Source organism: Vibrio sp. 2-2(8), assembly GCF_963888495.1.
Lineage (GTDB): Bacteria > Pseudomonadota > Gammaproteobacteria > Enterobacterales > Vibrionaceae > Vibrio > Vibrio anguillarum.
On sequence record NZ_CAWPJM010000011.1, the window covers coordinates 195,030 to 220,103 of the forward strand.

Sequence of the window (25,074 nt, forward strand, 5' to 3'; positions counted from 1 at the left end):
TTTAGCCAATAAACTGCCATTTGTTTACATTCAAAAAATATGAAACTCCTCTTTTTTTGTGACAAAAATCATCTGACACCTGTCGATAAATTTCACTCTTATCCCCTTTCTTTCGCCAGATCTTGCATATACTCAATCTAGATTCCCGCCCCATCAGGAGAACACAATGACCGCTGTGTTAAGAAGAACAAAAATCGTGACTACTTTAGGCCCATCAACAGACAAAGGCGAGATATTAGAGGCGATTATCAAAGCTGGCGCAAATGTTGTGCGCATGAATTTTTCACATGGTAGCTCCGAGGACCATAAACTGCGAGCGCAACGAGTAAGAGCTATCGCGGCTAAGTTGGGTCGCCATGTCGCTTTACTTGGTGATTTACAAGGACCAAAAATTAGGGTCTCCACATTTAAAGAAGGAAAAGTCTACTTAAATGAAGGTGACCGATTTGTTCTTGATGCAGAGCTCCCCCCAGGGCAAGGTGACCAAGACTCGGTTGGCATTGACTACAAAAAACTACCACAAGATGTGCAACAGGATGACTTGCTGCTATTGGACGACGGACGAGTACAACTACTCGTCACAGCAGTCGATGGTGCTAAAATACACACCATAGTCACCGTCGGTGGTCCACTTTCAAATAACAAAGGCATCAACAAAAAGGGTGGCGGTTTATCGGCGGAAGCGCTGACCGAAAAAGACAAACGAGACATACTACTCGCCGCCGAAATACAGGTTGAATATCTGGCCATTTCATTTCCTCGCAATGGCGAAGATATGAAATACGCTCGCCGCCTCGCTCGTGATGCAGGCCTTGAGGCCAAGCTCGTGGCGAAAGTGGAACGGGCAGAAACCGTGGCCAGTGATCACAATATTGATGACATCATTATGGCCTCTGATGTGATCATGGTCGCTCGTGGTGACTTGGGGGTAGAAATTGGTGATCCTGAGCTGGTTGGTGTGCAGAAAAAACTGATCCGCCGCGCTAAGGCACTCAATAGAGTAGTGATCACAGCAACACAAATGATGGAGTCAATGATAGAGAACCCAATGCCAACCCGCGCGGAGGTAATGGATGTTGCCAATGCGGTGCTTGACGGAACCGATGCGGTGATGCTTTCAGGTGAAACTGCTGCTGGTAAATACCCAGTAGAAACGGTTCGTTCGATGGCCGAAGTGTGTGTCGGCGCGGAAAAAATGATCGAAGCTAGCCAACAAAATTACCGAATCGATACTTCGTTTGTGACTGCTGAAGAGACCATTGCGATGTCCACTATCTATGCGGCCAATCACATGGAAGGAATCAAAGCCATGGTGACTCTGACCGAATCAGGAAGAACAGCGCTTATGACCTCACGCTTAAATTCTGTACTGCCTATCTTTGCTATGTCACCCAATGAACGAAGTTTAAACCGCTGCGCTCTATACCGGGGAGTCACACCCGTCTATTTTGATACCAAAGCAGACACTGGTTTTGATGTGGCCGTTGCAGCTCTCAATACGCTTAAGGAGAAAAAATTGTTAGAGTTCGGTGACTTAGTGATCATCACTCAAGGTGACATTATGGATGTCGAAGGGTCAACCAACTGCATGCGTATCCTGCCGGTCCTTGAATAACCCGTGCTCCCCGTTGACTTAATGGTCGCGGGGAAAATAATCCGATGATGCAATACGGGACTGATATGCCGACTGCGCTTGGTTAAATTGGTCGATAAAGCGATAACCCGCCGTCAGTCCCAGCTCATAATCATAAAGCAGATCTTCTTGACTGCTTAAGAGAGATCTTGACCTCAATGGTTCGCTGGGCACAATCTGTAGGATGTAAGCATCATCCGGCGGCGCACGCAAAAATTCTTGAGTAAGAGAATAAGTTTGGTAATGCACCATTAACATATCCGCTAACCCCGAATCAAACTTGTCACCAATTAAATGACTCAAGCGATAAATATCATCAGCGCCAAATAACCAGCGTCCACCATTGAGTAGCTCCAAATTCATTTGCTCACGTTTTTGTAGCTTAGAACGTTCTATTTGTTGATGGAGAAGACCACTCCACTCTTGCTTCCAGTAAGACAATTTTTGTCGCCACTGACCTTGAATATTTTGCAAAGGTTCATGTAACCAATGAGCCTCGTTGTAAGGCTTAGCAGAAGGCAACGGCTTCATCGGTAACCCACTCTCTACCGCGTCGATATCAGGGCATTCAGTGCGGATTACCGCGACAAAACGGGCACCTCTACGCCATGCCTCCTGAACTGGAATTGATGCCGATACTCCACCATCAATATATAGGTCATCACCCAGCTTGACTTCATGCGGATATAAGCGGGGAATCGCACAGGTGGCAATCAACACCTCTCGCCAGTTACTTTCTAATATCGGGAAATAATGGTCGTGGAGTGAGTGTGCTGAGGTAACAGCAGCATAAGCTTTTCTGTTCGCAAGGACTTGGGCTCCCATATCGACATCCAACCGATAAGGAAATTCCGATATGCGATCTAAAGCCCAATCCAAGTTCATGAACTGCTTACGCCGAACGTAGCTAAATAGATTAAAAAAATTAGCATCCGTGGTGAGTTCTAAAATAAAAGCCTTGCCTAACCCATGCTGACGGCATAGGTAAGCGCACAAATTCAATGCACCTGCAGAGGTGCCATAAAATTCATCAAAGGGGTCAAAATTGGAAAGAAGGAACGCATCTAACACACCTGCGGTAAAAATACCTCTTTGGCCACCACCTTGGGCAACCAATGCATTTTTCCCTCCAATGTACTTCGAGAGCCGATCTAAATCCGCTCTCGTCTCTTTATCAGAGATAGTTCCACTAGTGTTCATCAGCAGAACCCTCGTTGATTAATGGCTGATAGCGATCAAACCAAAACCGACGAGAATAGTAAAGACCGTTGCAGTAATCACTAATGCGTATTTTAGATCAAGTTCCATAGCCACCTCCTATCAGATAACAAAGTAATAACATCAGTGTGAAGTATCTTCAAGAATCGTTGGTTTTTCGTGCACAATTATGGAGTTACCATCACAATAACCTAATCGTTAAAAAGTGGCTTAGGTTAATAATTATGCATCAATACAATAAAATCATTCTTATCATAGGAGCTTTATCTGCTCCCTATGCACAAGCGCAAGTCATCGTTTCTCCCTTTTTTGGGTATATCATTGGGGGGGAAGTCGAGGATCAAACCAGCAATGAATACGATTTAAAAGCTTCCTCTGGTTATGGCCTCGCTATAGAAACTGATTACGAAAAAGGCCGAATTGGTCTGTTTTATGCCACTCAAAACACCTCTGTTGAAACCATTAACTCGGATGCCAACATCCATTATCTCCACTTTCAAAGCAGCATTTATTATCCGACAAGCCAACAATTGACCGCTTATATAGGCCTAGGTATCGGTGGTTCTTATACGGATGTTGACTGGGCTAAAGATAAATATGGTTTTTCTTCAAGCTTGTTTGGGGGTTTTGAGTATGCCTTTACCGATAACATTGCGCTGAATAGCCAAGTGCGTTGGTTAGGTACCTCTGTTGACAACGAAACTTCAGCAACCTGCACACTGCCCTCTTCAGAAACGTGCGCGATTCGTTTTAAATCTGATTGGATCAATCAATTTTCGGCTAATATCGGCCTAACAGTTCGTTTTTAAACCAAGATAAAATTGTGGTGTGATTCACTAGTGAGTGTATGTTTTTCAGTCATACACTCTTCGACAAAAAATAGTTTTATCATTTATATTTTTTAGACAACGAAGTTATAAATTCCATTCTTATTAAAAAATGACGTTCATTCCACCTAAATCCCAATTAATTAACAACTAATACACCATCAAAAAACCAGAGAATAACATTTACAATCTATTGCCTTAACTTAGATTAGTCTGTAGTCTCGAACCCATGCGTAGCTGATTATTTCAGATACAGCAAACACACATCGAACTATTAAGAACAATATTCTGAGTTCTCTGAAAGCTGACAACATATAACACTAACTTTTTGCCAGTTCATGGATGATGGCGCAAATATTCACGGTCTATTTAGTGTACCGATAGTATTCATCACTCCAACACTGGCTCCGCAGCCGAAGAGAAGCTTCATACCTCAGGGAAGTCGTAAAGGAGTAAACAATGAAGCGAGAACAATGGGGATCCCGTGCAGGGTTCATTCTGGCTGCCGTAGGTTCGGCTATCGGTCTTGGAAACATATGGCGTTTCCCTTATATGGCTTATGAGAATGGGGGTGGTGCATTCTTCATCCCTTACCTTTTCGCCATGATCACAGCGGGTATACCGTTTATGATCCTAGAGTTCAGCATGGGTCAAAAGCATCGCGGTTCAGCACCAGCCACTCTGGCTAAAATTCACGCAAAATTTGAATGGTTAGGTTGGTTCCAAGTAGGGGTTGCCGCTATTATTGCTGTGTATTATGTGGCCGTTATTGGCTGGGCTATTTCCTACTTTGGTATGTCGTTTACACAAAGTTGGGGAACCGATACTAATGCTTTCTTCTTTAGCAACTATTTAGCACTAGGCGATAATTCACCGACAAATCTCGGTAGTATTCAATGGAAAATCGCCATTGCAATGCTGATTGCATGGGCCATTACTTATGCTGCTATCGTCGGTGGAGTGAAATCTGGAATCGAACGCGCTTCAAAAATCATGATGCCAATACTGTTTATCATGGTACTGCTTTTGATTGGCCGCATGATTTTCCTACCAGGTGCATTAGATGGTGTGAACTACATGTTTGAGCCTGACTTTGACAAGATCTGGGATGTGAAGGTTTGGGCTGCTGCTTATGGACAGATTTTCTTCACCCTAAGTATTGGTTTTGCCATCATGCTGGCGTATTCCAGCTACCTTCCTGAGAAATCAGACATAACGAATAACGCCTTCATGACAGTATTGATCAACTGTGGTTTCTCAATTCTGGCGGGGATTATGATTTTCTCTGTTCTTGGCTACATGGCTCATGAACAAGGCAAACCGTTGACAGAAGTCGTGTCTGCGGGCGTTGGGCTTGCATTCGTTACGTTACCAGCGGCTATCAACCTATTGCCAGCGCCCTATATTCTTGGGCCAATCTTCTTCTTTGCACTTGTTGTTGCAGGCCTAAGCTCACACATATCAATCATTGAAGCCGTCACCTCAGCCGTCATCGATAAGCTAAAATGGAGCCGTAAAAAGGCCGCTAATGTAGTTATCAGCGTAGGGTTTTTGGTTTCAATGGCCTTTGCGACCAACGGTGGCCTGTTGCTACTCGACCTTGTCGACCACTTCGCAAACAACGTGGGCATTATGGCGAGCTGTCTAGTGGAACTTACGCTCATGGCATGGCTATTTAAGATTTCTGACGTACGCAAATACGTGAACAGCATTTCCGATTTCAATATTGGCGTGTGGTTTGATATTTGTCTGCGCTTTATCTCACCTGTGATTTTGGCCATTATTGTCGCCACAAAACTGAACGCTCTATTCACAGAGGGTTACGGTGGTTATGACCTCACCCTAGGATGGGTCATGATCGGGTTACTATTCGCTATAGGCGTAACAATCAATGCAACAAGCCGCAAGGAGTGCAACTAATGACGACAAGTGCAATTATTATGATGATTATTGGTTTGGGCATTACGTGGGGTGGCGCCGCCATCTGCATTAAAAAAGCCATGAACAAACAATAATCCTGTTGATTCTAAAAGCCGATGTCATCATCGGCTTTTTTTATGCCTGTCGACAACCGCTACACCTGCCTCTTGAAGCCAAACCTATTCATGCCACCCCAAACCACAGCAAAATTAAACAAGTGATGTGAATAAAGGAATAGAGCGAAATAGCCCTTACTTGATTATCGTTTGAGATAAAGAGAGTTAAGTCAACAAGCCAAGCGTGAGATCCGTCTTATCGCCGCAAGCGGACAACTCAACTAATAAATGAGATGGCAATGATCAACTTATAAAAATAGGGGATGGCTGATGAACGAGTTAGCGGCAAAAGAAAAGGAGGCTTTCGCCTCCTTTTTTATAGGGGAATGAAAAGATATGAATTAACCGTGATTACGGATCCACTCATCCATTTCAGTTTTAAGGTTGTCAGACTTAGTACCAAAGATAGCTTGAACGCCACCCGATACAACAACAACACCCGCAGCACCAAGCTGTTTCAATTTCTCTTGGTTTACTGCTTCTGTTTTAGCAACAGAAACACGTAGACGAGTAATACATGCATCTAGGTTAGTGATGTTTTCTTTACCACCAAAGGCTGCAACAAGTTCACCAGCTAACTCACTGCCTGTAGCAGAAGAAGCTTCTTCAGATTCATCTTCACGACCTGGAGTTTTCAGGTTCATCGTACGGATAACGAAAGTAAACACGACATAGTATAGAACTGCATAAGCAATACCTAGACCAACCAATAGCAACATGTTTTCAGCACGAGGAGATTGAACAACAAAGTCAATGAAACCGTTCGAGAACGTGTGACCGTGAACAACACCTAGAGCGTTAGTCAATACATAAGCAAGACCAGCTAGCAAAGCATGAACAACATAAAGTACTGGAGCGATGAATAGGAACGAGAACTCAATAGGTTCTGTAATACCCGTTAGGAATGAAGTCAATGCAGCTGACGCCATGATACCCATTACTTTGGCACGGTTTTCTGGTTTAGCACTGTGTGCAATTGCAATTGCTGCAGCTGGAAGACCGAACATTTTGAATAGGTAGCCACCCGCTAGTTGACCGAAACCGTTACCTGCAGCGCGAGACGCATCATCAGCAGTCAAGAAACAAGTCATGATACCGTGAACGGTAGTACCTGCATTGTTGGTACATGTACCTGCTTCATAGAAGAAAGGCACGTTCCAGATGTGGTGAAGACCAAATGGAATCAATGAACGCTCAACAACACCGTAGATACCAAATGCGGTTACTGGGTTTTGGTTAGCAGCCCAATCAGAGAATGTTGCGATAGCTGAACCTACAGGAGGCCAAATGATAGATAAAACAATACCTAGAGCAATCGCAAGGAAACCCGTAATGATTGGTACTGCACGTTTACCCGCGAAGAAGCCAAGATATTCAGGAAGTTGAATTTTGTAAAAACGATTGAATGCCCAAGCAGCAACACCACCTGCAAGGATACCACCAAGAACGCCCGTCTCGATGTTATCAACACCCATTACGACTGCCATTACTTTTAGCGTCGCAACCATGATGCCATAGCCAACAATTGCTGACAGGCCTGAAACACCATCGTTATTCGTGAAGCCTAATGCTACACCTACTGCAAAGAGTAGTGCCATTTGACCAAAAACCGAACCACCAGCTTGTTCCATTAAATGTGAAACAACTTCTGGTAGCCAGCTAAAGTTCGCTGCACCCACACCAAGCAAAATACCCGCAACTGGTAAAACTGATACTGGAAGCATCAGAGCCTTACCAACTTTCTGCAGGTTTGCAAAAAGGTTTTTAAACATGTTTATGCTCCTGATTAAGTTATTAGAATTGTTTGGGTTCTAACGGCACACCCCCGTAGCCTAAATGTTAGCACCCAATGAAAATGTAACCACATATCGCATTATATTTTTCGCCTCTAAATATATCTTGATGCCACTCAAACTTTCTAGTTAGTAACGAAATTTTGTTTCAAAACAATAGACCGATCACAATGCGGGAGGGTGTAAACACTGCCAATCAATTAATATAACTCCATGTTTTATAATGACATTGTTAACAATACCATTAATTTCACAGAGTGAATAAAATTAGCGCACTTGTTATTTTTAGTAACAAAATTACAATTTTAACTTTCAAGCTTATTTTTTCAACAGATTAAGTAAACAAGGTAATAAGTTGTTAATTATCACGCTAACTTGATAAAAAACGCCGTCTTACACGCATTTCTCACGACAATTCAACTTTCCGTCGCAAAAAAAGATTTTGGTAATTTTCGGTCGTTTTTTCTTCAATTACTTTTAATGACAGACTTTTTAGCTGTGCAATATAAGCAGCAACCTCAACAACGTAGGCTGGCTGATTTTGCTGACCACGGTGTGGAACCGGCGCAAGATAAGGGGAATCAGTTTCAATCAGCAAGCGTTCCAAGGGCAGCGCCTTCACAACTTCTTTCAATTCTGTCGCTTGTCTAAACGTGACAATTCCTGAGATAGAAATATAAAAGCCAAGCTCCATAGCGGCTTGTGCAAAGGCAAGATCTTCAGTAAAACAATGGATAACACCACCGCACCTTTCTGCCCCACCATTACGGAGCATTTCAAGAGTATCAGCCCGGGCATTTCGTGTATGAATAATCAAAGGTTTGTTAAGGGCAACGGCGGTTTCAATGTGCTGTGAAAACCGTAACTTCTGTAACTCAGCCGTTTCCGGTTGATAATGATAATCTAGCCCCGTTTCGCCAATCGCCACCACTTTGGGATGACTCGCGTATTGACGGAAGCGGGTCAATTCAAAATGACTTTCAACGTCAAGTGGATGAACACCACAAGAAGCATGAACATTATCAAAGGGCTGAATAAGCTCTAACATTGGTTCAAAAGAATCCAGCGTTACGCCAACAGAAAGCAATTGCTTAACATTGGCTTGACGAGCTTTTTCTACTACATCAGCAACATCGATATGGAGCGTATCGTAATCAAGTTTATCTAAGTGGCAGTGCGAATCTACAAACATGTTTTCTCATCATTAAAGTTAAATAGCCAATCGCTGATCAGTAGCTCGCTATTGAGCCCACTAAACGTCTTTAGTTCTTCCATTAAACGAGTTAATACCTTGGTTTGGCGATAAAGTACTGGGTAGCTGATCTGTTTTGCTAATCGAAGGCTAATAGGAAGCTGCTGCTGTTCAACCACGCCAAATTGTACCTTTTGCGTATCGGTCAACATGGTCCACAACCAAGCCAAATATTGGGTAGGCGCCTCATTAATCTGCTTCACACAAGCGGAAATATCGGCACTGGCATCGGTTAAGCAATGAGCAATATTTTGCTCAAAAGCCTGATATTTTGCTAACTCTCCCGATTGAATAAACGCCAACGTATTTAGTGGTGAATAACCATTTAAATGCGCCGCATAAGGAGGGACAGGTTGCGATGTCTGTTCACTTAACCAATGCGAGACTTGTTCACTGCTCGGTGGTGTCAGCACCGTTTTTTGACAGCGACTGATAATGGTTGGGAGTAATGGGTTGATACGAGAGGCGACAAGTAAGAAAAAACAATTGCGCCCCGGAGCTTCTAACGTTTTGAGCAGTGCATTCGCTGCTGATTCATTCATGGAATCGGCGGGATTAATAACGATAAAGCGAGCACCAGAAAGCTGCGCCGATTCTTGAGCCAACTTATTGCATTGCCTAATTTGATCAACGGTAATCGCCTTCCCCTCTTTTTCAGGCGAGATCAGATGAAAATCAGGGTGACTACCAGACTTCATCAATTCGCAGCTATGACAAAACCCACACGCTTCTGAATGGCTATGCGAACACATCACTGCTGCACTCAACTTCTCAATGAGCCGTTCAGCGCCCAGCCCTGAGGGAGAAACGAGTAAGCTCGCCGCAGGGAACTGCTGGTTATTGAGGCTGGTTTGCCACTGAAGCCAATAGCCTGCTAACCAAGGATACAGATCATTTATCATTAATTTGTTACTCAATGTTTAGCTCTAGTTTCTCTCTAGCATATTGGTTTCTAGAAACTGGTTTAACGCTGCTTTGATAGAGAATGCCACCGCTTCTATTGTTTGTTCAGCATTAATCACGGCCACGCTTTTATCTTCCTTAGCTAGGGCAAGGTAACGTTCACGCGTGCGCTCAAAAAAACCAATATCCATTTTTTCGATACGATCAAGCTCACCTCGACCTCTGGCTCTTTCTAAACCGATGCTCGGATCTAGGTCCAAATAGAGAGTAAAATCTGGCTTAAAATCACCTAGCGTTACCTTTTTAAGGTTTTGCATCGTTTCTAGCGGAATTTGCCTCCCACCACCTTGGTAGGCTTGAGAGGACATATCATGGCGATCACCAACCACCCACGAACCAGCCGCAAGTGCAGGCTTAATCACATTTTCAACCAATTGAACACGAGCGGCGTACATTAATAACAGCTCAGTCATATCCTGAAGCACTTCACCTTCATGCTCTTCTTTGACTAAGGCGCGCATTTTTTCTGCTAAAACAGTCCCGCCCGGCTCACGAGTATGAGTGATATTTGTCACGCCGAACTCAATAAGTGTTTCTCTAATGGATTGAATAGCAGTGCTTTTTCCTGCGCCTTCTAAACCTTCTACAACAATAAATTTAGCATTCATGACTGGGTTCTTAACTGTTTTAAATAAGCGCGAACAGCGCGATTATGTTCATTCAATGTTTTAGAAAAAACGTGTCCACCAGAGCCACTGGCAACAAAATACAAATAATTGCTCTGCTCTGGGTTTAATGCCGCTTTGATTGAGGCTTCCCCCGCCATCGCAATAGGCGTAGGAGGTAAACCAAAAATAGTATAAGTATTAAATGGCGTCGGTGTTCTTAAGTCTTTTTTACGAAGATTACCATCGTAGGCATCGCCAAGCCCGTAAATGACCGTAGGATCAGTCTGTAGCCGCATCCGTTTATTGAGTCGATTGACAAAAACGGAGGCAATGCGCCCTCGCTCTGAAGCAATAGCCGTTTCCTTTTCAATAATTGACGCCAAAATCAACGCTTCATAAGGCGTTTTAATTGGCAGATTTGGCTGGCGATTGGCCCAATGTTGATCGAGTATTTTCTCAAGACGTCTATTGGCCCTTTTTAGGATCTCAAGATCGGTCGTTCCAAAAGGGAAATGATAAGTCTCCGCTAGAAACAGTCCTTCAAGCTTTTGCTGCTCAATACCTAATTTTTGGGCAATGTCGGCTTCTGCCAAATCAGCTATCGTGTTTGTCACGCCTTCAGTTTGTGCAAGCAGAGCTCGCCACTCATTAAAGCGGCTCCCTTCGACAAAGGTAATAGAGAACTGATGCTCTTTACCGGATATCACGTCACTTAAGAGATCGATCAATCGATCTCCGGGTTGTACTTGGTAAGTTCCCGCCTTAATTTTGGTTATTTCAGGATGCAGACGTCGTACTAACTTGTACATCGAAAAATCCGTTATCCATTTTTTCTCATTCAATAGCGTTAATACGCCATTAAGGCTTGTACCTGATTTTATGGTCACGACTTGCGATGAAGGAAGCGATAGAGGCTGTTCTAAATAAGCATCTACCTGTCGCTCAATGTAGAAATATCCAGCTCCAACGGCGATAATGATCAGTAGTAATACAACGAGAATTCGATTAATCACGAGTTAAAACGCTCCTGAAAATAGCGTGTTATTTTACCAATAGGGAAAATCGTATTTGCAATTGCCGTGACAGGCGCAACGCCTAATAAGGAGTTAGTAATAAACACTTCATCTGCCGACAATAACTCTTCTAATGAGAATGCTCTCACCTCAACCTTGAGATCGGTAGCCGCCGCCAATAATACACGACGAATAACCCCAGCTACGCCTGCATTGTCTAAGCTTGGCGTACATAACCTATCCCCTGACACCCAAAAAATATTTGCAACCGTAGTTTCTATGACATGCTCATTGATGTCTAGCGCGATGCCGTCAGCGTACCCTTTTGCATCCATCTCTGACTTCAATAAAACTTGTTCTAGTCGATTGTTATGTTTGTGACCCGCCAATAATGGCGAGAGTCCCATCCGCTGTTGGCATACACCAAGCTCGATACCATCGGCTATCCACTGACCATAATGGGCTGGATACTCAAAGGTACTGATAGTGACTTGAGAATCGCCAACGTTAGCAGGGCTATAACCCCGACCACCTTGTCCGCGGCTAATATGAATTTTCACACCGGATTTTGCGGTACTAGGAACGATCGTTGAGAGCCAATGTTCAACTTGCTGCCAATCAGGGGCGGGAATAGCTAAACACCGCAAACAAGATTCCATGCGTTCAACGTGCATATCCCAATATTGAAGCTCACCAGCGCAAACGAGAATCGTTGTGAAGCAACCATCCCCATACTGAAAAGAGCGATCAGTAAGAGATAGAGTGTCACTAGGTTGTCCATTTACCCAAAACATCGTGCTTACCCCACAAAAAGAAACGGCTCAATGCTAAGCATCAAGCCGTTCAAACTCAAGTGTCACAACCACAATCATTAGATTTTTTTGAAAATCAACGAGCCGTTTGTACCACCAAAACCAAAAGAGTTACAGATCGCATATTCCATACCTTCCACTTTGCGGGCAGTGTGTGGAACAAGATCAATGCCTAAACCTTCTTCTGGATCATCAAGGTTAATGGTTGGTGGAACAATTTGGTCAACTAATGACATAACGGTGATAATGGCTTCAACAGAACCAGCCGCGCCTAGCAAATGACCAGTCATAGATTTAGTAGAAGAGACAAGAACTTGTTTCGAACCTTCTTCACCTAAAGCGCGCTTAACACCTTTAATTTCCGCAACATCACCAGCTGGAGTCGAAGTACCATGAGCGTTGACGTAACCGATTTGAGTACCTGTTACGCCCGCATCACGCATCGCGGCTTCCATCGCTAACGCACCGCCTGAACCGTCTTCGCTTGGTGAAGTCATGTGATAAGCATCACCAGACATACCAAAGCCAACTAACTCAGCGTAAATCTTCGCACCGCGTGCTTTAGCATGTTCATATTCTTCAAGAACCATAACACCCGCACCATCGCCTAGAACAAAGCCATCACGGCCCTTGTCCCAAGGACGAGACGCTTTTTGCGGTTCATCATTACGCGTAGACAATGCTTTTGCTGCGCCAAAACCCGCCATGCCAAGTGGTGTCGATGCTTTTTCTGCACCACCCGCCACCATTGCATCGGCATCACCGTATGCAATCATACGTGCCGCATGGCCAATGTTATGTAAACCTGTTGTGCATGCGGTAGAAATAGCGATATTTGGACCACGAAGACCACGCATGATAGACAAGTTGCCTGAAACCATGTTGACAATCGTTGAGGGTACAAAGAACGGGCTCACTTTACGTGGGCCTTTTTCTACCAAGGCATGATGGCCAGTTTCAATCAAGTCAAGACCACCAATACCAGAGCCGATAGCAACACCGATTCTTGGGGCATTTTCTGGAGTTACTGTGATACCAGAATCATTAAGTGCTTGGATACCCGCCGCAATACCGTACTGGATAAAGAGATCCATCTTACGGGCATCTTTTTTAGACATATACTCTTCGCAGTTAAAGTCTTTGACTAGACCTGCAAAACGAGTTGAAAAATTGGTGGTATCAAAATGTTCGATATTAACGATACCGCTTTGACCAGCTAGCAGGGCTTTCCAAGAAGATTCTACAGTGTTGCCTACCGGTGACAACATACCCATGCCAGTGACAACGACACGACGCTTGGACACGATCATATTCTCCGGAGTTGAAAAGTTCTATGAGAGGTATAGAAGAGTTAGAAAAACTCAGGCGGCCAGAGGGCCGCCTGGGGAGAGATATTACTGAGCGCTGTTTACGTAGTCGATTGCAGCTTGAACAGTAGTGATCTTCTCAGCTTCTTCATCTGGAATTTCAGTATCGAATTCTTCTTCTAGAGCCATTACTAGCTCAACTGTATCTAGAGAATCAGCACCTAGATCTTCTACGAAAGAAGCTTCATTCTTTACTTCTGCTTCGTCTACACCTAGCTGTTCAACAATGATTTTCTTTACGCGTTCTTCGATGTTGCTCATGTTTTCTTTTCCTTTACAGATTTCGCCTAATGCGATGGTTCCGTAGTTTATTCTAACTAGGGAAAGTTGCAAGTGGGTCATTGCTGGTCAAACCACAATTTTACCGATTTTAACCGAAATTAAGACCATTTTTGACTTAAATCATGCACAAATGTTGCGCATATAGTTAGCAAGTTTTACACGTTGTTGACAATAGCAAAGCCTTTATTTCATCAATAACGTTCAAAAACCAACTTATACCATGTACATCCCGCCATTTACGTGCAAAGTTTCACCCGTAATGTAGGCAGCCTCTGGAGAAGCTAAAAATACCACTGCCGACGCAATTTCGCGTGGATCGCCTAAGCGGCCAGCTGGCACTTGGGCTAGTGTAGCAGTACGTTGGTCATCATTCAGCGCTTTTGTCATATCTGTTTCGATAAAACCTGGCGCAACTGTGTTAACCGTCACACCACGAGATGCAACTTCGCGAGCCATCGACTTAGTAAAGCCAATTACGCCCGCTTTTGCCGCTGCGTAGTTGGTTTGACCAGCGTTACCCATAGTACCGACCACAGAGCCCACATTGATGATGCGACCATTGCGCTTTTTCATCATGCCACGTAGCACCGCTTTCGATAAGCGGAAGATAGACGTTAAGTTGGTATCAATAATATCTGACCATTCATCATCTTTCATGCGCATTAATAGATTATCACGAGTAATCCCGGCATTATTCACAAGAATATCGATCACACCAAACTCGTCATTGATGATTTTCAGCGTCGTTGCGATAGATTCCACATCCGTCACGTTCAGCGCTAGGCCTTTACCATTATTACCAAGATATTCACTGATTGCCGCTGCACCGCTTTCGCTAGTAGCCGTGCCGATCACTGTTGCACCGCGTTCAACTAATAATTCAGCGATCGCTCGGCCAATACCACGGCTTGCGCCAGTCACGAGAGCAATTTTGCCTTCTAGGTTCATCATCTATTCTTTCCTTTGATTACTTAACGGCATCAAGTGAAGCAATGTCATTCACTGCTGCTGATTCAAGCGATTTAATAATGCGCTTAGTCAGGCCTGTCAAAACTTTGCCTGGGCCAACTTCAAGCAGCTTTTCTATGCCTTGCTCACTCATCAACTGTACACATTCCGTCCAACGAACAGGGCTGTATAGTTGACGAACTAACGCATCTTTAATTTTGGCCGGATCAATTTCTGCTATTACATCCACATTGTTGATGACCGGAATTTGTGGTGCATTAAATTCAATCGATTGTAATGCAACCGCTAACTTGTCTGCTGCTGGCTTCATTAAAGCACAGTGAGAAGGAACAGAAACTGGCAATGGCAGCGCACGCTTTGCTCCGGCCTCTTTACATAACTGACCCGCACGTTCAACTGCATCTTTATTGCCTGCGATGACAACTTGGCCTGGCGAGTTAAAGTTAACCGGTGAAACCACTTCACCTTGAGCTGCTTCTTCACACGCTTTTGCTATCAGCTCATCATCAAGACCGATAATAGCCGACATCGCACCTACGCCTGCCGGAACGGCTTCTTGCATTAACTGACCGCGCAGCTCTACTAATTTGATGGCTTGCTTAAAGTCAACTACACCTGCACACACCAGTGCGGAATACTCACCCAAGCTATGGCCAGCAAGCAAGGCTGGCTGCTCTAAACCTAGGCTTTGCCATAACCGCCAAAGGGCAACAGAAGAAGCGAGTAATGCCGGTTGAGTACGAGAGGTTTGGTTAAGATCTTCTACTGGGCCATTTTGTACCAATGCCCATAAATCATAACCCAGCACTTCAGAAGCTTCGGCAAATGTCTGTTGAATGACATCATACTGCTGACCAAGTTCTGCAAGCATACCAACTGATTGCGAGCCTTGACCTGGAAATACGATAGCAAACTTGCTCATTGTTTGTTTCCTTAAGTAAAAACAAGAGGTTGAACCAACCCCTTAAAATAAAAATCTATCCGCTTAAAACTTAACGAGTGCCGAGCCCCAAGTAAAACCACCACCGAAGGCTTCAAGCAATAACGTTTGACCACGTTGAATTCGACCATCTCGTACGGCTTCATCGAGCGCGGTTGGGACGGTAGCAGCAGACGTATTACCATGGCGATCAAGCGTTATTACGACTTGGTCAAGTGACATCGATAGTTTTTTCGCGGTCGCGGAAATAATGCGATAGTTAGCTTGATGAGGCACTAACCAATCTAATTCTGATTTGTGCATGTTATTGGCAGCAAGCGTATCTTTAACAAGCTTAGAGAGTTGCGTCACTGCCACTTTAAAGACTTCATTACCCGCCATATAAAGCCATTTATCAGCATCACCACCACGCTCTGGAACAGGTAAACTCAAGAGCTCGCCAAACTCACCATCAGAATAGATATGAGTCGACAAAATTCCTGGCTCTTCACTTGCACCAATAATGACAGCGCCTGCGCCATCACCAAATAAAATGATTGTCGAGCGGTCTGTTGGATCGCAGGTTTTAGACAAGGCATCAGCACCAATGACAAGAATGTTTTTACACATACCCGATTTGATGTGTTGATCTGCAATCGATAATCCATAGACAAAACCTGAACAAGCCGCCGCTAAATCAAAAGCAGGACATCCTTTGATGCCAAGCTTACCTTGCACCTGGCATGCCGCCGAAGGAAATGCATGGCTACTGCTGGTTGTTGCAACAATAATCAGATCAATATCGTTTTTATCAATGCCGGCCATTTGAATGGCATTTTGCGCTGCATAGAAAGCCATATCCGCAACGGTTTCATTCTCCGCGCAAATGCGGCGCTCACGAATACCAGTACGGGCAATAATCCACTCATCGCTTGTCTCTACCATTTTCTCTAAATCTGCGTTGGTACGCACCTGAGATGGCAAGTAGCTGCCAGTACCTAAAATTTTGCTATACATGAAGACTAATAATGCCTCTCGAGTAAAACCGCTTCCAAACGATCGCTTATACGGCTGGGGACTTGTCGTTTGACCTCGTGTACCGCTTCGGAAATCGCATTCACGACGGCGAGTACATCAGCACTTCCATGACTTTTTATGACAATGCCGCGCAATCCTAACAAACTTGCGCCGTTATACTGGTCGGGGTTCAATGTTTTTAGTTCAGTAAATAATGAAGAAAACAGTTTTCGTGCAATCCAACCCTTTATGGATGAGCCCAAAAGTTGGCTTTTTAACTTATCAATAAAGAGTTGTGCTGTGCCTTCACATGCTTTCAGGCAAACATTGCCGACGAAACCATCGCAAACAATCACATCAGCGACATCATCCAACAACTGATTACCTTCGATATAGCCGATATAGTTGACGGCCTGAGTTTGATTCAGCATTTCAGCGCAACGCTTCACTAAATCATTCCCTTTAATCTCTTCCGCACCAATATTAAGGATGGCAACTTTTGCAGAACGACCTAAATGCTGTTCGGCCAGCGCACTCCCCATGACAGCAAATTGAAACAGAGAATCTGCATCACTTGATACGTTCGCACCCAAATCCAGCATCCAAGTGCGTTGACCTGAAGCCGTCGGCAACGCTGAAACTAATGCAGGACGATCAATGCCGGGCAGCAATTTCAGACGAAAACGAGATAACGCCATGAGCGCACCTGTATTACCACCACTGACACAAGCATCAGCACGGCTATCAGAAACTAGGTCAATTGCGATGCCCATTGAACTTCCAGCACTATTGCGTAAGGCCAGAGAAGGTTTTTCGGAGTTAGAAATAACGCGGTCACTGTGCAAAATACTCAAGCGAGTATTAAGTTCATAACCTAATTGAGATAATTGATATGTGATCAAAACTTGATCACCAACGAGGATCACTTTGAGCTCTGGGAAATGCGACAGTGCCTGCACGGCGGCAGGCACTGTTACGCGAGGACCGAAATCCCCGCCCATTGCATCAAGTGCAACGGTTAAATATTGCAAAGGTCAACCTTACTTGCTGATAACCTTTTTGCCACGGTAATAACCGTCAGCAGTCATGTTGTGACGTAGGTGAGTTTCACCTGAAGTCGCATCTACAGATAGTGCAGATGTAGTTAGCGCATCATGTGAACGACGCATGCCACGACGTGCGCGTGATTTTTTGCTCTTTTGTACGGCCATTGACCCTACTCCTTTGTCTTAACCTATAACGAATTATCGTTTTAAGTTTTTTAAAACATCAAATGGATTCGGCTTTTCTTCCGCTAGTTCTTCTGGAAGTTCACCAAATACTAAATTGTCTGAATTAACGCTACATTCCGCTCTATCGTGCATTGCTACTTGTGGCAAATTAATGATGAACTCGTCTTCAACTAATTGTACAAGGTCGATCTCACCGTACTCATTCGGATCTACCAAATCGTACTCTTCCGGTGCGTCTTCATCCGTTTTACTCCCCAAGTAAGGAGTATACTTGAATTGGACTTCGCACTCATGTGCGAAAACCTTGTTACAGCGTTGACACTCTAAATCGACAGAGATGTTAGCTTTACCAGAGATAACAACTAGTCGCTGTTCATCAAGCCCAAATGACAATGAGACTTGTGCGTCGCGTTTAACGCCTGCGACTGATTCTTCTAAACGCTTAAAAAGACTGAGTTGGATGATACCATCACAATCAAGTCGTTTTTGAGCTGCTTTAGCCGGATCAATCGATCGCGGTATTTTTACCTTTTGCATAGGGCGCGAATATTATCTTCCAAATCGGTTTTAGTCAAAGAAAAAGGCAAAAAAGTTCGTTTTTTCCCCTTTCCACTGAGAGAATTATGTACAGCATGTCTGATTGATATATGCTGCGGTAAAATTCGCAGCAATTCTAAATCAAAATGCAAAATTACCAACTAGTTTTAGCATCTACTTCGCCGTTTCGGCAGCAATTACTTAAAAAGCTGGATCTACCTTTTGTTACCTGCTCGCCTAATTGCGACGAAACTCCGTTACCTGGTGAGCCCGCACAAGATCTGGTGACTCGTTTAGCGGAAACGAAAGCAAGATCTTACCATCCAAACCAACCCAGTTTAGTCATCGGTTCTGATCAAGTTTGCGTGATTGACGGTGAGATTATTGGCAAACCTCATACTCAAGAACAAGCCATTAAGCAGTTACTCAGACAAAGTGGAAAAGCCATCACTTTTTATACTGGGCTTGCGGTTTACAACTCAGTCTCTGGTCAATGCATGGTCACCATAGAACCCTTCACGGTTCATTTTCGCTCTTTATCTACCGAGATGGTGACGGCTTACGTGGCAAAAGAACAGCCACTACAGTGCGCAGGCAGCTTTATGTGTGAGGGCCTAGGCATTGCACTTTTTGAACGTTTAGAAGGTGATGACCCTAATAGTTTGGTTGGGCTACCATTAATTAAGCTAGTCTCAATGCTTGAGTCTCAAGGCATTACCGTTTTAGGATAATGATTAAAAGTGAGCGCCTTGATCTGCGCTCACTTTTATACCATGACTTCGACCATTACTTTATGTTTCTACTATGTTGCTACTCGTTAACGAATGAAAGCTGGCCTTAAGCGTTTCTCAATTTGACTAATGCTTGCTCTAGTTGAGTATCGAGTGGTGCATTAATGTCCATTAACGCCTCTGTCGAAGGGTGAATAAAACGAATATTGGCCGCGTGTAAGAATAATCGGTCAATGCCAAACTGTGCGGTATATGCGTCAAAACGGCGGTCACCATAACGATCATCCCACGCAATCGGGTGCCCTGTATACTGAGTATGAACGCGGATCTGATGAGTACGGCCAGTGATCGGACTGGCTTGCACCAAAGTTGCTTGTGCAAACTGTTCAAGGATCTTAAAGCGCGTTTCCGATGCTTTACCGTTTGGATTGACTCGCACAATGCTGTTCACTTCATTTTTCAATAGTGGCGCATTCACGACTTTACAGCTGCTTTTCCATTGCCCCATAACTAAAGCAAAGTAATATTTTTGAATCGTTTTTTCTCTAAACTGGGCTTGGAGATGGCGCAGCGCGGAGCGTTTTTTAGCCACTAATAAAATGCCCGACGTATCGCGATCGATACGGTGCACCAATTCCAAAAAGCGAGCTTCTGGGCGCAATGCCCGCAGCGCTTCAATTGCGCCAAATTTCAAACCACTCCCACCATGAACAGCCGTACCGGAAGGTTTATTCAGAATAAGTAAGTGCTCATCCTCAAAAATAATGCAGTGTTCTAGCTCGGCGACTTTACTCAATTTGGTATTGGGTGTGTTGCTCTCTTGATCCGACTGTTCGAGAGTCACTGGTGGTATTCTCACCACATCACCAGCCGATAACTTATATTCTGCTTTGATGCGTTTTTTATTTACACGAACCTCTCCTTTGCGCAGGATTCGGTAAACCATACTTTTGGGAACGTTTTTTAATTGGTTACGCAAAAAATTGTCAATGCGTTGACCAGCCATATCTTCATCGATATCGATGAGCTGGACTTGGGTTCTAATTTCACTCATGGGCGCCATTGTACCACTGTAAATTGTTTAAATTCACATTTTCTTCGCCCCAAAAAAGAATATTTTCATCTGCTGTTTAATGGCAAATTGGCGAGAATTACACCAATTGAAATGTGACTGTGGATAAAATTAAATATTACCCATTACAATTCTTACTTTAACAACTAAAACTCTTTGATAAACATTCAATTAGCCATCTAACTTTTAGACCTATTCTCATTTTTTTGACCTGTTCATAACAAAGCAGATTGCTGTGTTTACCTGTCACTGCTATAGTTCACAGCTGCAATGAATGATTCGGTGATTTTTTATTCTTTACCGTCCATTTTTGAGCAAAATAGTGAGTAGACTGCTAAGCGTCAATGTGCTGCACATGGCGTAAGACACTATTGAGCGAAGCTATCTTGTTGCTCTACTCATCGTCATTTCATGTTGAGTATTTTCCGCCAATACGCGGATCGCAGGCAATCGTGTGCGTGCGATAACTGAAGTGCCCTAGAGCATCCCCTCCAGCCGGGAGGCTGCACCTTTTAGTCATGGGATCTGGCACCGTGAAAACGAAACCCAGCAACAAGTCCAATAATCAAAACTAAAGAAAGATAACGAGATTTTTAAATGAAAAGAATGCTAATTAACGCAACTCAAAAAGAAGAGTTGCGTGTCGCGCTGGTTGATGGCCAACGACTTTTTGATCTAGACATCGAAAGTCCAGGGCATGAATCTAAAAAGGCGAACATCTATAAAGGACGTATCACCCGTGTTGAACCTAGTTTAGAAGCTGCATTTGTTGATTACGGCGCTGAACGTCACGGTTTCCTTCCTCTCAAAGAAATTGCCCGCGAATACTTCCCTGATGGCTACACTTACCAAGGCCGTCCAAACATCAAAGAAGCGCTTAAAGAAGGCCAAGAAGTTATTGTCCAAGTTGAAAAGGAAGAACGAGGCAGCAAAGGCGCTGCGTTGACCACTTTCATTTCTCTTGCTGGTAGCTACCTAGTTCTTATGCCAAACAATCCTCGTGCCGGTGGTATTTCACGCCGTATCGAAGGCGATGAGCGTACCGAATTAAAAACCGCATTGAGCAGTTTAGAGCTTCCTCAAGGCATGGGCCTTATCGTTCGCACTGCAGGTGTGGGCAAAAGTGCGGAAGAGCTAGAGTGGGACTTAAACGTTTTGCTCAATCACTGGAGCGCAATCAAACAGGCTTCAGATTTGCGTCCTGCACCGCTACTTATTCACCAAGAGAGCAACGTCATTGTACGCGCAATTCGTGATTATCTGCGTCGTGACATTGGTGAAATTCTAATTGATAGCAACACAATTTATGAACGTGCCCTTGAGCACATTCGTTTGGTGCGTCCTGACTTCGTGAGTCGTGTAAAAAAATACGACGGTGAAGTACCCCTATTTAGCCATTACCAAATTGAAAGCCAAATCGAATCGGCTTTCCAGCGTGAAGTGCGTTTGCCTTCTGGTGGCTCTATTGTTATCGACCCAACCGAAGCATTGACCTCAATTGATATCAACTCTGCTCGTGCAACAAAAGGCGGCGATATTGAAGAGACGGCGCTTAACACCAACTTAGAAGCAGCCGATGAAATTGCTCGCCAATTACGTCTGCGCGATTTGGGCGGATTAGTGGTTATCGATTTCATCGATATGACTCCTGTTCGTCACCAACGTGAAGTAGAAAACCGTTTACGCGATGCCGTACGCCTAGATCGTGCTCGCGTACAAATTGGCCGAATTTCACGTTTTGGCTTGTTAGAAATGTCGCGTCAGCGCTTGAGCCCATCACTTGCCGAAGCAAGTCACCATATCTGCCCACGCTGCTCTGGTACCGGAGTGGTTCGTGATAATGAATCTCTTGCGCTCTCTGTTTTACGTCTCATTGAAGAAGAAGCACTAAAAGATAATACCGCTCAAGTTATGGCGGTGGTTCCCGTTCCTATTGCATCTTATCTACTCAATGAAAAACGTCGCTCAATCAATCATATTGAACGCATTCAAGAAGTCGAGATCACCATTGTCCCTAACTCTGAAATGGAAACGCCTCATTTTGAAGTGATCCGTGTCCGTGAAGGGGAAGAGCAAGAAATACTCTCTTACTTAGTGCCAATGAAACTAGAAGCACTGAAAGAAGCAGAAGGTAAAGAAAGCTCAGATATCGATTTCAAACCAAAACGCATTGAAGAACCAGCGTTGAAAGGGTTTGCTGCTCCAGCACAAACTATTCCAGCTCCAGCACCTAAAGCAGAAGTAGCGGTTCCAGTCAAAGAGATCGCTGTTGAACCAGGCAAACCAGGTCTATTTGGCCGCATCGTTAAAGCTCTTGGTAGCATCTTCTCAACCACCACGGAAGAGGTGAAAACTGAGGAAGAGCAACAAAAACAAGAAAACGAACGTAGCCAAGCACCACGCCAGCGTCGTGATCGAAATGACCAACGTCGTCGTAACGGACGCGGTGAAAATGTTAATCGCGACAACGCAAACCGTGACAGAAACAAACGTAAACCTGTCAATACCTCTGCTCTTGTTGAAGAAACACAAGACAAAGAAATTGTTGCTACCAACGAGCCTCGTAAGACACAAGCTCGCAAGCCAAAACAAGAGCGCCGCAACAAGCGTGATGACAGCAAATCTGAAAAGTTAGCGGAGCAAGGGCTACAACTTGCGGCTGAAGCGCAAGCCGTTACCTTGACAGCGAATGAAGATAAAACGGAAGAGAAAACGGCAAAAGTCAAAGAACGCCGTCAACGCCGTAAGTTAAACAAACAAGTTCGCGTAAAAGATCAGACAATCGCTCAAGAACAACCAGAAGCTGAAATGTTGATCAATACAACCCCGGCAGCAGAGGTTATTGAAGCCGTAAAAGCTGAAACAGCACAATCTGTTGAGACATCGGTCGTTACACCAAACGACGACAATGAGAATGACGATCAAAATCAACGTCGCAATCGCCGCTCCCCTCGTCATTTACGAGCCAGTGGTCAACGTCGACGCCGTGGTCGTGATCGTCGCCCTAACCCATTCCGTTTACGCAAAGGTGGGGTTGCCTCTCCTGAGATGGCAATGGGTAAAGTGATGCCTCGCTATGACCTCTCTAAACCTGTGTATCAAGCACCAGTAACAGAGCAAGTCGCAGCGGTTGAACCTGTTCAGCAAGTGGCAGATGTCGTAGATAACAATACCGAGATAACGTTAGGTGGTTTTGCTTTCCCTGAAATGGCAATGGGTAAGGTCATTATTCGCCACGAAGAGAACCAGAGCGTCGTTGAAGAACCTGTTACGGTCTCTTTGCAGGACGCTATTGAACCTCAAGTACCATCGGCAGTGGTAACAGAATCGGTTTCAGTCACAGAATCGGTCACTGTAGAAGCCGTTATTTCGGAGCCAGTAATCGCAGAAGTTGTTATTGAAAAGACTACCGCTATTGAGCTCGTTGTCGAAGAAAAAGCCACGACAGAGAAAGTACCAGCATTGAAGGTTGAAGCAGTAACTAAGGCACCTGAAGCCGTATTACCTAAAACAATCAAAGCGCATGCATTCTCTCCGATGACCAAAGCCTCAGGCTCTTTGTTGCTCAAAGAGATTGAAATCGTATCAGCACCTTTCCATGCTGAACGAATTGCAACTCGTGCAGCAGGCAGCCAGTCAGCGCAAAGTCAAGCTGGTGCAGCAATGACTAAACCACAGTATTAATCTCTGAACCGAGTTTAAATACCATTAAAGGGCTGCATTCGCAGCCCTTTTTATATTCCGCTTGCCCAATATCTCTGCATCTCATAGCATTGCCTCTTTCTTGTCACTCAAAATGGACTTCCATGACTTGGATCTTATTCACCCTTCTGGCCGCATTCATGCAATCTTGGCGCAATGCATTCCAAAGTCGCTTAGCAACTGAGGTCAGTACTACTGGTGTTACCCTTGCCCGCTTTCTTTGGGCTGGCCCTATCGCGGCTCTGTATCTCATCACTTTGTATCATTTCATACCCGCGAAATTACCTACATTGTCATTGACCTTTATCGCTTTCATTATCGGCGCGTCATTGATGCAAATCATCGCGACAGCGCTCATGGTTAAGCTTTTTAAATTAAATAACTATGCTGTAGGTGCTGGGCTAGCCAAAAGCGAAGCCTTAGTTGCCGCTATTTTAGGGATGATTTTTTTTGGGACTCATTTGACAGGCTTGGGCTGGATTGGCGTCATCGTTGGTGGCATTGGTGTATTTTTGATGAGCACGCACGGCAATATTAAGCAGCTTTCAATGCCAACTGTTTTACTGGGATTAAGTTGTGGTAGTGCCTTTGCACTCACTTCATTGTGGGTACGTGAAGCCAGCTTAGCACTTGGCTTACCCTTTCCACACAGTGCTGCTTGGGTATTATTGTTGGTCATTTCACTGCAGACTTTATTACTGCTAATTTACCTAATGGTGACCGACAACAACTCATTAAAACAATTATGGGTAAGACCTAAGCTAACGCTATTAACCAGCACAAGTAGCTGTCTTGGTTCTATTGGTTGGTTCAGTGCAATGTCTCTTCAAACCGTACCTTATGTAAAAACTTTAGGCCAAATTGAGATCTTTTTTACGATGTTAATTTCTATTTTTTGGCTAAAACAATCGGTGAAAATTAAAGATGGGCTGGGGCTTGTTCTAATCGCAATTGCCGCTATTTTAGTCATGTGGGGATAAATCCCATCCACGCTTTGATGATGAAGTTACTCGATCAAAAAAAGCCTCACCAGATGGTGAGGCTTTATCTTTTCCCGATAGAGATTGTTTCGTGCTAGCGAAAATCTCTCA

Annotated in this window: 24 protein-coding genes; 7 read left to right on the forward strand and 17 right to left on the reverse strand. The window is 44.2% G+C overall.

Going from position 1 to position 25,074, the window contains the following annotated elements; all coding sequences use genetic code 11:
- The first annotated feature begins 166 nt into the window (after positions 1-166).
- Positions 167-1,615 (forward strand): pyruvate kinase, encoded by a 1,449-nt coding sequence (gene pyk / locus AACV12_RS03635; RefSeq protein WP_017045267.1) that lies wholly within the window; start codon positions 167-169, stop codon positions 1,613-1,615.
- 18 nt (positions 1,616-1,633) lie between these two features.
- Here the strand turns inward: pyk and AACV12_RS03640 are convergent, their stop codons facing one another.
- Together AACV12_RS03640 and cydH are read right to left on the reverse strand one after the other, a co-directional pair.
- Positions 1,634-2,833 carry a patatin-like phospholipase family protein gene (locus AACV12_RS03640; protein ID WP_170899948.1) on the reverse strand — a complete coding sequence of 400 codons (1,200 nt, stop codon included), beginning with the start codon at positions 2,831-2,833 and terminating at the stop codon, positions 1,634-1,636.
- An 18-nt stretch (positions 2,834-2,851) separates the two neighbouring features.
- Positions 2,852-2,941 (reverse strand): cytochrome bd-I oxidase subunit CydH, encoded by a 90-nt coding sequence (gene cydH, locus AACV12_RS03645; RefSeq protein WP_094123948.1) that lies wholly within the window; start codon positions 2,939-2,941, stop codon positions 2,852-2,854.
- 134 nt (positions 2,942-3,075) lie between these two features.
- Here cydH and AACV12_RS03650 point away from each other — a divergent pair, with 134 nt between their 5' ends.
- The 3 genes from AACV12_RS03650 (at position 3,076) to AACV12_RS03660 (ending at position 5,693) form a co-directional block, all read left to right on the forward strand.
- Positions 3,076-3,660, forward strand: a complete 585-nt coding sequence (locus AACV12_RS03650) for an outer membrane beta-barrel protein (protein ID WP_170899949.1) — start codon at positions 3,076-3,078, stop codon at positions 3,658-3,660.
- A 477-nt stretch (positions 3,661-4,137) separates the two neighbouring features.
- Positions 4,138-5,598, forward strand: coding sequence for a sodium-dependent transporter (locus AACV12_RS03655; protein ID WP_017045264.1), 1,461 nt, complete (start codon positions 4,138-4,140; stop codon positions 5,596-5,598).
- Positions 5,598-5,693, forward strand: coding sequence for a MetS family NSS transporter small subunit (locus AACV12_RS03660; protein WP_010319106.1), 96 nt, complete (start codon positions 5,598-5,600; stop codon positions 5,691-5,693). Before AACV12_RS03655 ends, AACV12_RS03660 begins: the two co-directional genes overlap by 1 nt.
- 362 nt (positions 5,694-6,055) lie before the next feature.
- Here the strand turns inward: AACV12_RS03660 and ptsG are convergent, their stop codons facing one another.
- The 14 genes from ptsG to yceD all read right to left on the reverse strand — a co-directional run bounded on the left by ptsG (position 6,056) and on the right by yceD (position 18,478).
- Positions 6,056-7,486, reverse strand: a complete 1,431-nt coding sequence (ptsG, locus tag AACV12_RS03665; RefSeq protein ID WP_013856413.1) for a PTS glucose transporter subunit IIBC — start codon at positions 7,484-7,486, stop codon at positions 6,056-6,058.
- Between the two features lie 427 nt (positions 7,487-7,913).
- A complete protein-coding gene (locus AACV12_RS03670) occupies positions 7,914-8,699 on the reverse strand; it encodes a YchF/TatD family DNA exonuclease (protein WP_170899950.1) in 786 nt (261 codons plus the stop codon).
- Entirely contained in the window at positions 8,690-9,676 is a 987-nt protein-coding gene (holB, locus tag AACV12_RS03675) for a DNA polymerase III subunit delta' (protein WP_094123825.1), read from the reverse strand. Before holB ends, AACV12_RS03670 begins: the two co-directional genes overlap by 10 nt.
- A 9-nt stretch (positions 9,677-9,685) precedes the next feature.
- Positions 9,686-10,330, reverse strand: coding sequence for a dTMP kinase (gene tmk, locus AACV12_RS03680; protein WP_094123824.1), 645 nt, complete (start codon positions 10,328-10,330; stop codon positions 9,686-9,688).
- The gene (gene mltG / locus AACV12_RS03685; RefSeq protein ID WP_017049103.1) at positions 10,327-11,343 is read right to left on the reverse strand and encodes an endolytic transglycosylase MltG; all 1,017 of its coding nucleotides are present in this window, start codon (positions 11,341-11,343) and stop codon (positions 10,327-10,329) included. Before mltG ends, tmk begins: the two co-directional genes overlap by 4 nt.
- The gene (pabC, locus tag AACV12_RS03690) at positions 11,340-12,137 is read right to left on the reverse strand and encodes an aminodeoxychorismate lyase (RefSeq protein ID WP_170899951.1); all 798 of its coding nucleotides are present in this window, start codon (positions 12,135-12,137) and stop codon (positions 11,340-11,342) included. The genes mltG and pabC overlap by 4 nt, the downstream gene beginning before the upstream one ends.
- Before the next feature lie 77 nt (positions 12,138-12,214).
- Positions 12,215-13,459 (reverse strand): beta-ketoacyl-ACP synthase II, encoded by a 1,245-nt coding sequence (gene fabF / locus AACV12_RS03695; RefSeq protein WP_026028275.1) that lies wholly within the window; start codon positions 13,457-13,459, stop codon positions 12,215-12,217.
- A gap of 90 nt (positions 13,460-13,549) precedes the next feature.
- Entirely contained in the window at positions 13,550-13,783 is a 234-nt protein-coding gene (gene acpP, locus AACV12_RS03700) for an acyl carrier protein (protein ID WP_014204679.1), read from the reverse strand.
- A 234-nt stretch (positions 13,784-14,017) separates the two neighbouring features.
- Positions 14,018-14,752, reverse strand: coding sequence for a 3-oxoacyl-ACP reductase FabG (gene fabG, locus AACV12_RS03705; RefSeq protein ID WP_041769216.1), 735 nt, complete (start codon positions 14,750-14,752; stop codon positions 14,018-14,020).
- A gap of 19 nt (positions 14,753-14,771) precedes the next feature.
- Positions 14,772-15,695, reverse strand: a complete 924-nt coding sequence (fabD, locus tag AACV12_RS03710) for an ACP S-malonyltransferase (RefSeq protein ID WP_013856404.1) — start codon at positions 15,693-15,695, stop codon at positions 14,772-14,774.
- A gap of 63 nt (positions 15,696-15,758) precedes the next feature.
- Positions 15,759-16,709: a beta-ketoacyl-ACP synthase III gene (locus AACV12_RS03715; protein WP_010319117.1), complete on the reverse strand. Its 951-nt coding sequence runs from the start codon at positions 16,707-16,709 to the stop codon at positions 15,759-15,761.
- Positions 16,710-16,714: 5 nt separating this feature from the next.
- Positions 16,715-17,740: a phosphate acyltransferase PlsX gene (gene plsX / locus AACV12_RS03720; protein WP_170899952.1), complete on the reverse strand. Its 1,026-nt coding sequence runs from the start codon at positions 17,738-17,740 to the stop codon at positions 16,715-16,717.
- A 9-nt stretch (positions 17,741-17,749) separates the two neighbouring features.
- The gene (gene rpmF, locus AACV12_RS03725) at positions 17,750-17,920 is read right to left on the reverse strand and encodes a 50S ribosomal protein L32 (RefSeq protein ID WP_010319119.1); all 171 of its coding nucleotides are present in this window, start codon (positions 17,918-17,920) and stop codon (positions 17,750-17,752) included.
- A 33-nt stretch (positions 17,921-17,953) separates the two neighbouring features.
- The gene (gene yceD, locus AACV12_RS03730) at positions 17,954-18,478 is read right to left on the reverse strand and encodes a 23S rRNA accumulation protein YceD (RefSeq protein WP_010319120.1); all 525 of its coding nucleotides are present in this window, start codon (positions 18,476-18,478) and stop codon (positions 17,954-17,956) included.
- A 146-nt stretch (positions 18,479-18,624) separates the two neighbouring features.
- On the opposite strand from yceD, the gene AACV12_RS03735 reads away from it, so the two are divergent.
- On the forward strand, positions 18,625-19,209 hold the full coding sequence (locus AACV12_RS03735) for a Maf family protein (RefSeq protein WP_013856402.1): 585 nt from the start codon (positions 18,625-18,627) through the stop codon (positions 19,207-19,209).
- Positions 19,210-19,315: 106 nt separating this feature from the next.
- On the opposite strand, the gene rluC is transcribed toward AACV12_RS03735, so the two are convergent.
- Complete coding sequence (gene rluC / locus AACV12_RS03740; protein ID WP_029189776.1) at positions 19,316-20,263, reverse strand: 23S rRNA pseudouridine(955/2504/2580) synthase RluC; 948 nt, start codon at positions 20,261-20,263, stop codon at positions 19,316-19,318.
- Between the two features lie 615 nt (positions 20,264-20,878).
- On the opposite strand from rluC, the gene rne reads away from it, so the two are divergent.
- Positions 20,879-23,965, forward strand: coding sequence for a ribonuclease E (rne, locus tag AACV12_RS03745; protein WP_170899953.1), 3,087 nt, complete (start codon positions 20,879-20,881; stop codon positions 23,963-23,965).
- A 122-nt stretch (positions 23,966-24,087) separates the two neighbouring features.
- On the forward strand, positions 24,088-24,963 hold the full coding sequence (locus AACV12_RS03750) for a DMT family transporter (RefSeq protein ID WP_170899954.1): 876 nt from the start codon (positions 24,088-24,090) through the stop codon (positions 24,961-24,963).
- Positions 24,964-25,074: the final 111 nt, after the last annotated feature.